This window comes from Olivibacter sp. SDN3, from assembly GCF_014334135.1.
In the GTDB taxonomy this organism is placed as follows: Bacteria; Bacteroidota; Bacteroidia; order Sphingobacteriales; family Sphingobacteriaceae; genus Olivibacter.
The window spans coordinates 1,887,438-1,901,029 of record NZ_CP060497.1; the positions used below are offsets into that span (position 1 = coordinate 1,887,438).

Annotated in this window: 9 protein-coding genes; 7 read left to right on the forward strand and 2 right to left on the reverse strand. The window is 43.7% G+C overall.

The window, feature by feature from the left end:
• Positions 1-27: 27 nt before the first annotated feature.
• The 7 genes from msrA (at position 28) to H8S90_RS07705 (ending at position 8,343) form a co-directional block, all read left to right on the forward strand.
• Complete coding sequence (msrA, locus tag H8S90_RS07675; protein WP_187341979.1) at positions 28-549, forward strand: peptide-methionine (S)-S-oxide reductase MsrA; 522 nt, start codon at positions 28-30, stop codon at positions 547-549.
• 305 nt (positions 550-854) lie between these two features.
• The gene (locus H8S90_RS07680) at positions 855-3,107 is read left to right on the forward strand and encodes a TonB-dependent receptor (RefSeq protein ID WP_187341980.1); all 2,253 of its coding nucleotides are present in this window, start codon (positions 855-857) and stop codon (positions 3,105-3,107) included.
• A 52-nt stretch (positions 3,108-3,159) separates the two neighbouring features.
• On the forward strand, positions 3,160-4,200 hold the full coding sequence (locus H8S90_RS07685) for an HmuY family protein (protein WP_187341981.1): 1,041 nt from the start codon (positions 3,160-3,162) through the stop codon (positions 4,198-4,200).
• 306 nt (positions 4,201-4,506) lie between these two features.
• Positions 4,507-5,373: a hemin ABC transporter substrate-binding protein gene (locus tag H8S90_RS07690; protein WP_255501857.1), complete on the forward strand. Its 867-nt coding sequence runs from the start codon at positions 4,507-4,509 to the stop codon at positions 5,371-5,373.
• A complete protein-coding gene (locus tag H8S90_RS07695) occupies positions 5,370-6,407 on the forward strand; it encodes an iron ABC transporter permease (protein WP_255501858.1) in 1,038 nt (345 codons plus the stop codon). The genes H8S90_RS07690 and H8S90_RS07695 overlap by 4 nt, the downstream gene beginning before the upstream one ends.
• 106 nt (positions 6,408-6,513) lie before the next feature.
• Complete coding sequence (locus H8S90_RS07700; protein WP_187341982.1) at positions 6,514-7,296, forward strand: heme ABC transporter ATP-binding protein; 783 nt, start codon at positions 6,514-6,516, stop codon at positions 7,294-7,296.
• Between the two features lie 6 nt (positions 7,297-7,302).
• Positions 7,303-8,343, forward strand: coding sequence for a hemin-degrading factor (locus tag H8S90_RS07705; RefSeq protein ID WP_187341983.1), 1,041 nt, complete (start codon positions 7,303-7,305; stop codon positions 8,341-8,343).
• 204 nt (positions 8,344-8,547) lie between these two features.
• Here the strand turns inward: H8S90_RS07705 and H8S90_RS07710 are convergent, their stop codons facing one another.
• Positions 8,548-10,095 (reverse strand): RagB/SusD family nutrient uptake outer membrane protein, encoded by a 1,548-nt coding sequence (locus H8S90_RS07710; RefSeq protein WP_187341984.1) that lies wholly within the window; start codon positions 10,093-10,095, stop codon positions 8,548-8,550.
• A gap of 32 nt (positions 10,096-10,127) precedes the next feature.
• Positions 10,128-13,460 (reverse strand): TonB-dependent receptor, encoded by a 3,333-nt coding sequence (locus H8S90_RS07715; protein ID WP_187341985.1) that lies wholly within the window; start codon positions 13,458-13,460, stop codon positions 10,128-10,130.
• Positions 13,461-13,592 lie beyond the last annotated feature (132 nt).

A 13,592-nucleotide genomic window follows, 5' to 3' on the forward strand; every position in this document is an offset into this window, starting at 1 on the left:
GATTATTAACAATTAAACAGAAAGCATATGAAAGCAACATTTGGCGGGGGCTGCTTTTGGTGTACAGAAGTAATTTTTCAACAGTTGGAAGGCGTTAACAAGGTGTTACCCGGATATATGGGAGGGCATACTGAAAATCCAACGTATAAAGAGATCTGCACTGGTAACACCGGGCATGCAGAAGTTGTGCAAATAGATTATGACCCAGAAATTTTGTCGTATAAAAAACTGCTCGGCATTTTCTTTAAAACGCACGATCCTACCACCTTAAACCGCCAGGGCAACGACGTAGGAACACAATACCGATCGGTGGTGTTTTTTCACAATCCCGAGCAGAAATTTGAGGCGGAGACGTTTATTAATAAGTTAACTGACGAAAATGTTTTTAACGATTCTATTGTGACTGAGGTAGAAGAAGCGCAGGAATTTTATGAAGCAGAAGATTATCACCATGATTATTTTAACAATAATCCAGATAACCCTTACTGTGCAGCGGTGATACAACCAAAGTTGCAGAAGTTTTTACAAAGCCAGGTAGGAGAGTTTTAGTTAAAAATGTTGGCACGACCTGGTACCTATAAGGTCGTGCACCTGTTCTGACAACCTAATAGTCTTCCAAGCAATAACATATAGACTTGCCAATTTTACGCTCATCCTCATCTCAATAATACTCTTACCTCCTCATTATCAGCCTCTCTTCGTGTTATTTTAACAACGGCCTTAGTTTTTTGAGGGGAAACGTTGTTCTAAATTGAAATATTATTTGTACTTAATCTAAATAAGCCTTATACTTGCCGAGTAATTAATAATGATTCTAAATAATGTTGCGATCATTTGGTGTTTGGGCAATAATAATGGGTATATACGTACATAGCATAGCACAGCAGGATGAAGCTTTTGTAACTGGTAAGCTTTTGAGCTCAGATGCTAAAGCTGCCCCGAATATCACCGTTTTGGCAAAAGGTACAAACTACCTTACCCGTACCAATGAACAGGGTATTTACACCTTAAGTCTTCCGGCGGGCTCATATGAGCTGCAATTAAAATGTTTGGGAATTTTAGATCAAACAATAGCCATCAAAGTAAAGCCTGCAGAAAAGCTGCAGCTAGATGATATCGTGTTGAAAGCCACCGCCTACGACTTGAACGAAGTGGTGGTAACCGGTCAATTTGAGCCGCAGTCGCTGAAAAATTCGGTATATCGCATCCGTACCATCGGGCAAGATCAAATTTTGGCTCGAGCTTCGACTTCTGTAGAAAACGTATTGAATACGGAGTTGGGTATTCGCTTTAGCAATGATATGGCTCTGGGTGAATCTGGAATCGAGCTCATGGGAATGGGCGGAAGAAATGTGAAAGTCATGGTAGATGGTTTGCCCATAGTAGACAGAGGTGATTTAGCACAAAGCCTGAGTCAAATAGATATCAATACCATTGAGCGTATAGAGATTGTGGAAGGGCCCATGGCAGTAAGTTATGGTACAGATGCCTTAGCAGGAGTGATCAATATCATTACGAAAAAAGTGGAAAGCGACCAATTGCTATTATCGGCGCGCCTACAAGAGGAAACAATAGCTGAAAACTACGACTTTCTACAAAACGATGGTATCCATAATGCTAATATTAGCGCTTTGTGGGGTAATAAAGGTTGGAAGGCCAGTGTTTCGGGCAGTAGAAATAATGCAGGCGGTTATGTTGGAGGCGGCTCTGGAGCTATCGATCATTGGATGCCGAAGGATCAATGGTTTGGATCGGGTAGCTTAGGTTACGGCACGGCCAGATGGGATCTTAATTATCGCTTAGATTATAATAACGAAGATATATTGAATCTGGGAAATTTAAATACCAGCACTTATCGGCAATCTCGGGTCAACTACCTTACTGATCGCTGGACACATCAACTCCAAGGAAGATTCATGGCTAATCATCGTTTGTCCTTTAACTTCAGTGGCTCTTATCAGGATTATGAACGCCGAACCCGTTCGGTGGTACGGGATTACCGAAATGGTACAACAGAACTTTCCACTAATGCCGGGGCGCAGGATACCGCAACCTTTCTAACTAGCGTATTAAGGTTAACAGCGCAATACACCGTAGCGGATAATTTTATCTTGCAGCCTGGCTTAGAATACCGATCAGACAAGGGCACCGGACAGCGTATCGACGGAGATCCGAGGATTAACGATTATGCTTTCTTTATATCCGGCGAATGGGGATTGACAAGAAATTTATTGATCCGTCCCGGCATGCGATTTATCTATAATTCGGTATATGACGCCCCGCCGGTCATTCCTTCTATAAATGCTAAGTGGAGCATAAATGATCAGTTTGATCTGAGGGCTTCCTATGGTCGGGGTTTTCGTTCCCCTGCTTTACGTGAACTGTATTTCACTTTCTTTGATGCCAATCATGCTGTTGTGGGAAATCCGGATTTAAAAGCAGAACATTCCAATAGCTATCAGGCCAGTTTGAGCTGGTCGGGTCTGCAGGATGGTACAATGCAATGGATGAGCACCTTAAATGGATTTTATAACGACTTCAACGATCAGATAAACACCGGCATAGATCCCAGTCGGCCAACGGTTAATACGTATATTAATATCGATAAATTCCGCACCGCAGGAGGAACCTGGGAAAATAGCTTCTCCTACAAAGAGATTGTAGCCAAACTGGGGTTCTCCTATATCGGTCGATATAATCGCCTGGCAGATGAAATTGATCATATTCCGAGCATGCGCTGGACACCTGAAGTCAACGCTGTCATTAACTATCATATACCGAAATGGAAAGCAGGACTTAATCTTTACTACAAGTTCAACGGACAGCGCATAGGCTTTAATGCCATAGCCGGTGATGACGGTAGAATAAGTGCCAGAAGGTTTGAAATTCAATCTTACCACACAGCGGATCTTACCTTAAATAAGGTTTTGATGCAAGGTTTGACACTAAGCGGAGGTGTGCGCAACCTTTTTGATGTAACTACCCTCGATAATACTTCGCTGGGTTCGGGCGGTGCACATGCAACGGATACAGGTCCTATTCCGATCAGCTACGGTAGATCGTATTTTCTAGGTTTGAAATATGATATCAATATCCGGAGGCTATAACATATACATAAATGCAATACGTAAAACAGGTTTAACCAATAGAAATAATACAATGAAAAGAATTTACCAAAAAGAGAGCTGGATAGCGTTAGCGCTTATCGTGGCAATGAGTGCTTGCGGAAAAAGCGATGATGTCGCACCTGAGATTCCACCGTCAGATGGTTCGGTGATGACCTTGGAAGGTGGGGATGGTGGAAATGCAGCAGAAAATGCAGTTTATGTTGATTTTAGCGCAGAAAATCAAGTGCCCGTGAAAAGGGATTCTTGGGATCTGGCACTTTATACCGGCGATGAATTTCAGGTGAAACTAAATAATATGATTGGCGCGGCCGCCATAGCTACGGGGGAAACCGATTTAAACGCAGTAAATTCCGAGAACTTTGATATATCAACTTTGGCGGTAGGGCAAGGTCAAGGTACCTTGGATATGATAGATGCTGTTGACGGGTCTATTGAAGGAACGGTAATTGCACCCATAGCTGAGGACGAAACAGCGAACAAGGTTTATGTTATCAGTACTGCGGGAGGAACAGAAGTCCTGCCGGAAAATGTATATAAAGTAAGAGTACTTAGAAGCGACAACGGTGGTTATGCGGTGCAATACGCACAAATTGATGAAAATTCTTTTAACACGATTGAAGTGGAGAAAAATGCAGACTACAATTTCAGCTATGCATCGTTTAAAACAGGAGATCTGGTATCTGTAGAGCCAGATAGAACCAACTGGGATATTGTATGGGGATATAGTATGTATTATACGGCTAATTTCCCTTATCCTTTTTCTGATTTAGTATTTATTAATCATCTAGGAGGTGTAACAGCAGCAGAAGTATTAGTTGAAGACGGAACATCTTATGAAGACTTCGCCGAAAATCACTTGGGTGCAATTACGTGGAGTAATGATATTGATGTAATAGGTTCAAAGTGGCGTGTGACAAGTCCTGAACCAGCGCGACGCTTAGAAGATCGCTTTTATGTGATAAAGGATGCAGCAGGCAACGTATATAAGTTAAAATTTAATAGTATGGGACCCGGCGATAGTGGCGAACGTGGCCGTCCGGAAATCGAATTCCAACTCGTTACGAGAGGATAAAGAATTACATGTTTCATGTAGGTTTGGTTGGTTTCAAATATCCGGTCTCGCACCATTGGGAGTGGTGCAGACCGGAATTTGGTAAAACAATGTCTTCCCGATGATCTATTGATGAAAAAACGGAACATAACCTACAAAATCGGCATTCAAAATTTGAAATAGCATCTTATCAGTGATTCATGAGCTCGTCGCGGAGCTCCTCGGTTTTGGTTACTTTTCGCGGAAACCTTCGTTAAGGGAAAACATGAATGCCTTTACATATAAACAATTGATGAAAAAAGTAACATTAATACAGACAATTGACAGATGAGAAAAATATTTTTTAATATAATCATGCTGCTTTTCGCAGTAACGATTTTTGCCTGCCGCAGTAGTGATCAGACAACGGGAGATACCCTAGTTGATGATTCTACCCGCATCGTATCCATTAACGGATCGATAACCGAAATTTTGGCAGACCTAGGTCTGGAAGACCAGATTGTAGGGGTGGATGTTGCCAGTACTTATCCAAAGTCAATTTTGCAGAAGCCAAAAGTAGGGCATAGTACAAAAATTGCTGCAGAAGGGGTATTAGGGCTCGATCCGGATATCGTAATCGGTATTAACAATGAGGTGAGTTCCGTTATGAAAGATCAATTGACGTCTTCAGGGGTGAAGGTGTTACTATTCGATCAAGCGTACTCCGTAGAAGGAACAAAAAGTCTTATTGCCAGCGTCACCGATAGTTTAGGATTTAAACAAAGAGGCGATTCCATCATTCAAGCACTGGATGCGGATTTAGCGGAGGTAAAGTCGCTGGATGATGCGGCGCCTAAACCAAAGGTATTATTTATCTATGCCCGTGGAACGGGAACCATGATGGTTGGGGGCGATGACACCCAAGCGGCAAAAGTCATCGAGCTTGCCGGTGGTGAAAATGCGATCACCGGTTTTGCCGACTATAAACCCCTAACGGCCGAAGCGCTTGTGGCGGCCAACCCTGACGTGATCCTGCTGTTTTCTTCGGGACTGGAAAGCCTGGGGGGAGCAAAAGGCTTATTGGAAGTGCAAGGTGTAAAAGAGACCAATGCCGGGAAGAATCAAAAATTTGTTGAAATGGATGGTCAGTTCCTTACCGGCTTCAGTCAACGTTTGGGCAAAGCAGTAAAAGAACTGTCAGAAAAAATACATTGAAAAACTACAGTATCATATTACTTGGATTGGGTGTATTGTTGTTGCTATCAGCTGCATTATCGGTTTGCGTCGGTGCTGTAAAAATTAATGCCGGAGAGCTGAGATCTTTAGTCGCCTATCGCTTAAGTATAAGCGATGAGATCAATTTTACGAGGCAACAGGAAGCTGTGCTGTTCAGCTTGCGATTACCGAGAGTGCTATTGGGCATTCTGGTAGGAAGCAGCTTAGCTATAGCAGGGGCCGCTATGCAGGGCCTTTTCAGAAATCCATTGGCTGAACCTGGGTTAATAGGTATTTCCTCGGGAGCTTCCCTGTTCGCTGTATTGGTGATTGTTTTAGAAGTCAAGTTTTTAACAATAGCTTTTGGTTATCATGCCTTGGCGATAGCCGCTTTTGCTGGTGCATGTATCACCACTTTTTTGGTCTACAGCGTTGCCAATGTTGGCGGAAAAACAAATATTGCAACTTTATTATTGGTGGGTATTGCCATCAATGCACTTGCCGGGTCCTTTACCGGATTGCTAACTTATATGTCAAGTGATGAACAATTGCGCAATATTACTTTCTGGAGTTTAGGCAGTTTGGGAGGAGCGAGCTGGAAAACGGTGACCAGTATTCTGCCTTTTGTGGTCATCCCACTGATTGGCTTGCCCTTGATAGCTAAACAGCTTAATGCAATAGCCCTTGGAGAAGCTCAGGCAGGACATATGGGGGTCAATGTGAGCCTCCTGAAGAAGTTGATTATTGTTTTAGCTACCTTGGGTGTAGGAGCATCGGTCGCGGTGTCAGGTGTGATTGGCTTCGTTGGGTTGGTCGTGCCACATATTTTAAGAATGGCCTTTTCTGCCGATAATCGATTGATAATTCCCGGTTCGGCATTATTGGGAGCTACCGTGTTGGTTTTGGCAGATTTAGTGTCCAGGACCTTGGTGGCGCCGGCAGAGCTTCCAATAGGGATATTGACGGCAATGATTGGAACACCCATATTTATGTATATCATTTTCAGGGAGCGAAGAAAAAGAAACTGGAATTAAGTTTTCGTATTTTTTTGATATCCCGAATTTGATTATTAACTTAGAATGATTTTAAATAAGAGGTTTGTGTGTTGTACATATAATATACGGCTTATTCAAATGTGTCATGATTAAAGTAGAACATTTGTCATATAACGTTGGTAAGAAAGTATTGCTTCAAGATATCGGCTTCGATGTGCAAGCTGGAGAGCTTTTATCCATAATTGGGGCAAATGGTGCGGGAAAAAGTACCTTACTCAAGTTATTATGTAAAGATGGGCAAGCAAGCAGTGGAGAAATTTTCATAAAAGGCAATCCTATCCGAAACTATAAATTGAAGGATTTGTCCAAATTTAGGTCCGTGCTGAGCCAGCATAATACGATTTCCGTTTCTTTTACTGTTCATGAGATAGTGATGATGGGACGTTACCCGCATTTTGAACACCAGCCCTCGGCGAATGATATACAGGTGGTGAAAGCAGCAATGGAGGAAACGGGAGTAACTTCTTTTAGTAACCGGGATTATAATACCCTATCGGGAGGGGAGCAGCAACGGGTACAACTGGCTCGGGTAATTGCGCAAATCTATGATCAGCCACAAGGGTTGTTATTGCTAGATGAACCAACAAACGGATTGGATCTATTGTATCAGCAGCAGGTTTTGCAATTGGCACGTTCTTTAGCCAATCGAGGCTTCTGTGTCGTATGTATACTGCATGATATCAATTTTGCTTCCCGTTATTCGGACAAAGTATTATTATTAAAAAATGGACAAAAAATAGCATTCGGGACACCGATAGAAGTGATCACATGTGATCATATACATGAAGCTTTTAATATTCGGGTTGAATTGATGGCAGGGGAAAATACCCGATGCCCATTAATTATGCCCAGTGCAATTTTAAACTGATAAAAAATGGATTCTACAAAAGCGTCTTTAAGAGAAAAGTATAATACATTCAAAACACAACATCCAAAAGTACGTATACGGGATGCCGCCAAAGAACTTGGTGTAACAGAGGCAGAGCTGGTCGCCGTATCTACAGGCACCATACAGCTCAGAAGGGAAATAGAAGAGATACTGAAAGAGGTGCCTTCTTTAGGTTATGTGATGGCTTTAACGCGGAATGATTTTGCCGTACACGAGCGGAAGGGCGAATACCGTAAAGTAGGTGTTAATGGCCATGTTGGCTTGGTCGTGAACCCGGATATCGATTTACGTCTATTCTTAAATGCATGGAAGTTTGCATTTTCGGTAAATGAAAATGGACGGAAAAGCCTCCAGTTTTTTGGCAAAGACGGGGAGGCTGTCCATAAAATCTACTTGCAAGATCAAAGTAACGAAGAGGCTTATAACCAACTGGTAGCAAACTTCAAAGCCGAAGATCAGGAGGAATCTTTGGTTATAGAAGATACACCGGGAAAAATGGATGAGAAACCTGACAATGAAATAGATGTCGATGCTTTTAAGGCTGCTTGGTTGGCTTTAAAAGACACCCATGAATTCCACGGGATGTTACGTAAGTTTGGTGTAACCCGCACGCAGGCTATGCGTTTGGCACCGGATAGGCATACCCATAAAATCGACCTCGGTGTGCTGAAAAGTATTTTGGAAGCGGTCTCGGCAAGATCCTTGGAAATTATGGTCTTTATCGGAAATAAAGGTTGTATACAGATTCATACCGGGCAGGCAAAACGGCTCTTACAAACAGGTCCTTGGTTCAATGTGCTTGATCCCGAATTCAATATGCATCTTCGGGAAGATGCCATAGAAAATATTTGGGTAGTGAAAAAACCTACAGACGACGGCCATGTAACGAGTATCGAGGCTTATGATGCAGCGGGGGATATTATTGTGCAGTTTTTTGGTAAACGTAAACCTGGAATTCCTGAGCGGGAGGACTGGAGAAAAGTTATCGCTGACTCCATGAATGCAGATCAGCTTTTGGAAGCTTAAATTTTTTATCGGCACTACTTGTAAGCCAGCCGACGTAAGATCCCTATATAGATTGTTTATATAGTTGTTTAGTTTAGTTAGTGTAAAGCGGCTGATGCGAATCACCCGCTTTATTTTTTGGAGTGCTAATCGTGAGCGCGTAATAATAACAGGATAGGGAGTAGCCCTATCCTGTTATGGAAAAATGGTTACATCACGGTAAATTTAATAACCGGGGTTTTGGTACATCCTTTCGGGATCTAAACGATATTCATCCAATGGAATTGGAAAATAGCGGTCTTTGCCGGAAAAATTATTTAAACTGGCTCTTCCATATTCTGATTGTTGTTTTGACCGGAAGAAGGCAGTGAGCTCTTCAATAGTAAAAAAACGTAATAAATCGAACAGACGCTTATGCTCGAAGGCCAATTCGGAACGGCGCTCATGAAGAATTGCCAACTTTAAGGTAGGGTATTTACTGGTATAGGTGCTTAGCGATTGCATTTCCTGATAAGTCGGGCGTTCCGCTCTCTCCCGTACCATATTTAAATAAGTAATGGCCTCTCCATCATTTCCCAGTTCGGCATGGATTTCCGCCAATTGTAAAATAACATCGGCATAGCGCATCAAAACCCAATTGTTTCCACCAAAACCATTGTCGCCTGCCGCTTCACTCGTGTCGCGGTATTTGGTTACGAACCAATCGCCGACGGATGGCGCGTTGGCAAACTTGACGGTAAAGTCTTTGCGTAAATCATCCTCTTCATAATCATTCACAAGATCCAGCGATGCACGCATACCTACACCGCTACCCGGCCTTCGCGAATTGATTGTTTCTCCGGCAGCTTGGCTATTGGCCGCAATACGGGATGAAAAATTTTGATCACCTTGTATATATACAACGGAAAAGATAATTTCCGGACAATTGGCTTGCCGATCCACATCAAATACATCGGTGTAGGGAATATCGGCCAAACGGTTGAAGCTACGCATATTATAAGCCGCTGTTAGGTAGGTCCTGGCCTGTTCCAAATGGGATTGTCTGTCGTCATTGTCTAAGGTTTTGGCCATTGTTAAATAGACTTCGCCTAATAGTGCGTTCGCCGCGGCCTTGGAAACCCTTCCCAGATTACCGCCCGTTTGTTGCTCGGGGAGCGGACTGCTCACGGCGTCGCTCAGGTCGGCTATAATCTGTTCATAGACCACGGCCTGATTTTCCCTGTAAGTACTGGCCTGTATTTCTTCCTGTGTGGTTAGCGGCACGGTTACTAAAGGAACGTCCCCCCACTTGCGAACCAAGTGATAATAAAATAGGGCCCTTAAAAACTTGGTTTGGGCACGGAGCTGTGCTTTCTGGCCTTCATCCGTAAATGGAATGTCTTCCATACGGTCGAGCACAAAATTAGCTCGGGTAATCGACTGGTATAAACCTAACCAATGCCGTTTTAGGTAAGAATTGCTGGGAAGGATCGAAAAGTCATTAAACTGAAAGGGTTCTCCCGCATTGGATTGATTATCATCCCGGCCACCATCGTCCGAACGTTCGTCGGTATACAACCCGCTATTTTCGCTGAGGATATCGTTGTCCCGCAAAGCTTCGTAAATCCCGTTTACATGGTTGACAACATCCGCTTCACTCTGTATGGCGTCGTTTACACTGGATGCGTTGGGATCACTTTTATCGATAAAGTCTTTACTACAAGCACTGACCATCGTGGCCGCTATCAATAGACAGCACCATATACCTTTTGTCAAAGAAATGCGTGTATTCATTGTGCTATTTAAAAGTTTCATTATGCTGCAAATTAAAATGTTAAACGGGCACCTAGATTGAAGGAGCGTACCAATGGATATTTACCGTAATCTACACCAGGGGTGAGATTTGCCCCATTATTGTAATCTACTTCTGGGTTGTAACCCATATAATCGGTAATCGTAAAAGGGTTGTTTACACTGGCATATACCCGGATATTTTGAATCGTATTGTTGGTAACAGCCGATAGGTTCGGAATGGTATAACCGACGGAAATATTGGTGCATCGTAAGAAAGATCCGTCACGTAAATAAAAGGACGATAAACGGGTACTGTTGCTCTGTGTGCCGGCACGGGATGCGCGATAATGTATGCCATCGCCGGGCTGCGCTTCTGAGCGATATCTGTTCTCCGTTATCGTGTATTGGTTGCCCGATCCTTCCATATTATAGATGTAGTACGATTGACCATCGAGCACATCTGCTCCATAAACCCCATTAAAAGCGGCGCTGAAATCCAATCGCTTGTAATTTCCAGATAGCGAAAAACCATAAAAGAAATCGGGATGTGGATTACCAATAATGGTCTTGTCTTCATCATTTACAATACCATCTCCATTGATGTCGACGAAGTAAAGATCGCCTGGCTTTAACGGGTTACTGGAAGCAGCGGAAGGAGCGATACCCTGTGCCACACCATCCACCATATCGCTCTCCCTAACCATTCCAGCCACCTGGAAACCATAAAACATCCCTATCGGAGAACCCTGTTCAGTAATATGGGTAATGTACTGCCTTTCGGCGCCCATGGAAAGGATGGTATTGGCTCCGCCCATGTCCAAAACCTTATTGCGATTAAGCGAAAAATTACCGCTTAAATTTAAATTGAAGTCTTGCTGCTGAATCACACGTCCGTCCACTTGCAGGTCAAAACCCCGGTTACGCACGGCGGCGTTCCGGAGGTTGGTGAGCCAGGACTCGGATCCCGATAAAGATGGAATCGGCTGATTGAACAATAGGTCGTAAGAGCGACTGTTGTAATAGTTACCGATGACAGATAAGCGGCCATTTAGCAATGCCAAGTCTAAGCCGATATTTACCTGCGAGGTTGTTTCCCAACCCAGGGCGGGGTCGCGTACCGCTCCGGGAAGTGTTCCGGTAACTACCGTACCATTATTGCCAAACACTACTCCCACCGGATTGCCCAAGGTTTGCTGATAATTATAGTTACCGATATTATTATTACCGCTTAAGCCCCAGCTGGCCCTGAATTTAACAGTAGAACCAGCTCCCAGCCAGTCATCATAAAAATCTTCATTGGAAATCGTCCAGCCACCGGAAACAGATGGGAAGGTACCCCAGCGGTTGAGTGGTCCGAAACGGGAAGAACCATCGGTACGGAACGATGCTGTTAAAAAGTAGCGGTCGCCATAACTGTAAATTGCCCGGGCGAAATAAGAAATTAGTGTCCATTCGGCCTTTCCGGTATTGTTTAAGCCCCCCATCCCTGCAGTATTACGGTTTAAGAAGAAATCATTTGGATCGGTGCCGCCTCCAGTGATTTCCTGGATACGATCGTGTTCAAAACCTCTTGCCGAAACACTCAGCATATCATTAGTAGTCTGTTGTACGCTGTATCCGGCCAATGCCGTTAGGTTGTGCTGTTTCCAATTTTTCTGGTAGTTCAGTGTGAACTCTGCCAATTTATCGAGATAATTGGTCTGTCTGGCCGTGGCAAGCGCATTGTTAATCGCTTGCGGTGAATACGGTGGATAGATGCCATTACTTAAGCTGGTTGGCCGGTAATATTCGTATTTTTCATTATTCGTTTGTAAACCTAGGTTCGCCTTAAAGGATAGTTCGGGCATGAAGTTATAGATCCCGTAGGCATTGTAGGTCCCCCGGGTTCCCTTCCGTGTGATGTTCATTTCCCTTGCCAGGGCTACAGGATTCTCAATTTGTTGAAAGGCGAAGTTGTTTGATAGAGCCGCCATCTCATTTTTTGCCAGGCCGCCATCAGGGAGGTAAGCTGGAAAAATAGGTGCATAGACTAAGGCGCCCATGATCGGACCTTGATTAAAGCGGCCTTCTTCTACCTCCTGATTATCGATATTGGTAATGAAAACATTTGCTCCAACTTTTATCCGATCATTGATCTGCGCATCCACATTGCTTCTAAAATTGATGCGCTTTTGACCAGTGGAGGTAATGATTCCGGGCTGATCCTGATAGCTTCCACTGATAAAATACCTCGCCTTATCGTTCCCGCCGGTAAAGGATAGGTTGTGCCTTTGGAAGACAGCGTTGCGGTAAAGCTCATCTTGCCAGTCGGTATCATATTGTGGTGTGATCATGCGTTGATTAGCGAAATCATACAGCTCTTCCGGAATGCTTACCGACGAAGCGTTACCTACCCGGCCTACCCGGGTGGCATTGTCATCGCTGAACATGGCATCGTTCCAGGTACCTCCTGTATTTAACACCAAGTCTTTATAGGCCTCGTTATGCCCATCAATGTGTAACTGAGCAAATTGAGAGGCGTTTAACAAATCTACTTTTTTCGCCAGTTGGTCGATACCCGCTTGGTAATCGTAAACCATACGCATGCTGGCTTCCCTACCTTTTTTAGTGGTGATCAGAATAACTCCGCCGGCAGCACGTGAACCATAGATGGCGGCCGATGCCGCATCTTTCAATACATTGATGGATTCAATATCATTGGGGTTAATGAAGAGGTCGTTACCTGCGGGATAACCATCTATCACGTATAAGGGGTCAGTTCCGGCATTAATAGAGCCTACCCCCCTTACCCTAACTTTTGGTGTTACGTAGGGAGCACCGCTTACTTGTGAAATCTCTACCCCGGCAACTTTACCTACCAAACCCTGCCCGAGATTTGGTGCATTAACATTAATTTCTTCAGCCTTCACACTGGAAATAGAACCGGTAAGATCGCTCCTTCGTAAAGATTGATAGCCCACAAGTACCACCTCGTCCAGCTGGTTGGGCGCGTCCTGTAAAATTACCGTCAATGGCGAACCGTCTTCGGGTACTGTGACTTCTTGCTCTGCATAACCGACATAGGTAAACACTAAAATAGCTCCCGGGCTTGCCTGTAAACGGAACTCACCATTTTCATTGGTGGTGGCGCCATTTTGAGGCCGACTCTTTTCTCTTACACTGACGCCCGGAATAGGAATTTGTGTTGCGTCAAGTACTTGTCCGTTTATCTCCTGTTGTGACGGAGGGATTTGCTCGCTGTTCAAGGGGAATGGCTTTTCGGCCATTAATGGATTAGCCATAACGACGCCCAATAACAGCAAGAATACTTTGGAAAAACTGAATCGTTTTTTTGATCCTTTTGTCAATCGTTGTAAAAAATACATATCAAATTGCTTTGCTCATTGTTGATTAAAAGTGTATGTTGTACACTGAAGTAGTTGCTGGCAAAGCTGTCTATTTGATATGACCTAAAGATTATAGTTTTATTAATTTAATGTGTTTCTCCTTAAATTTTT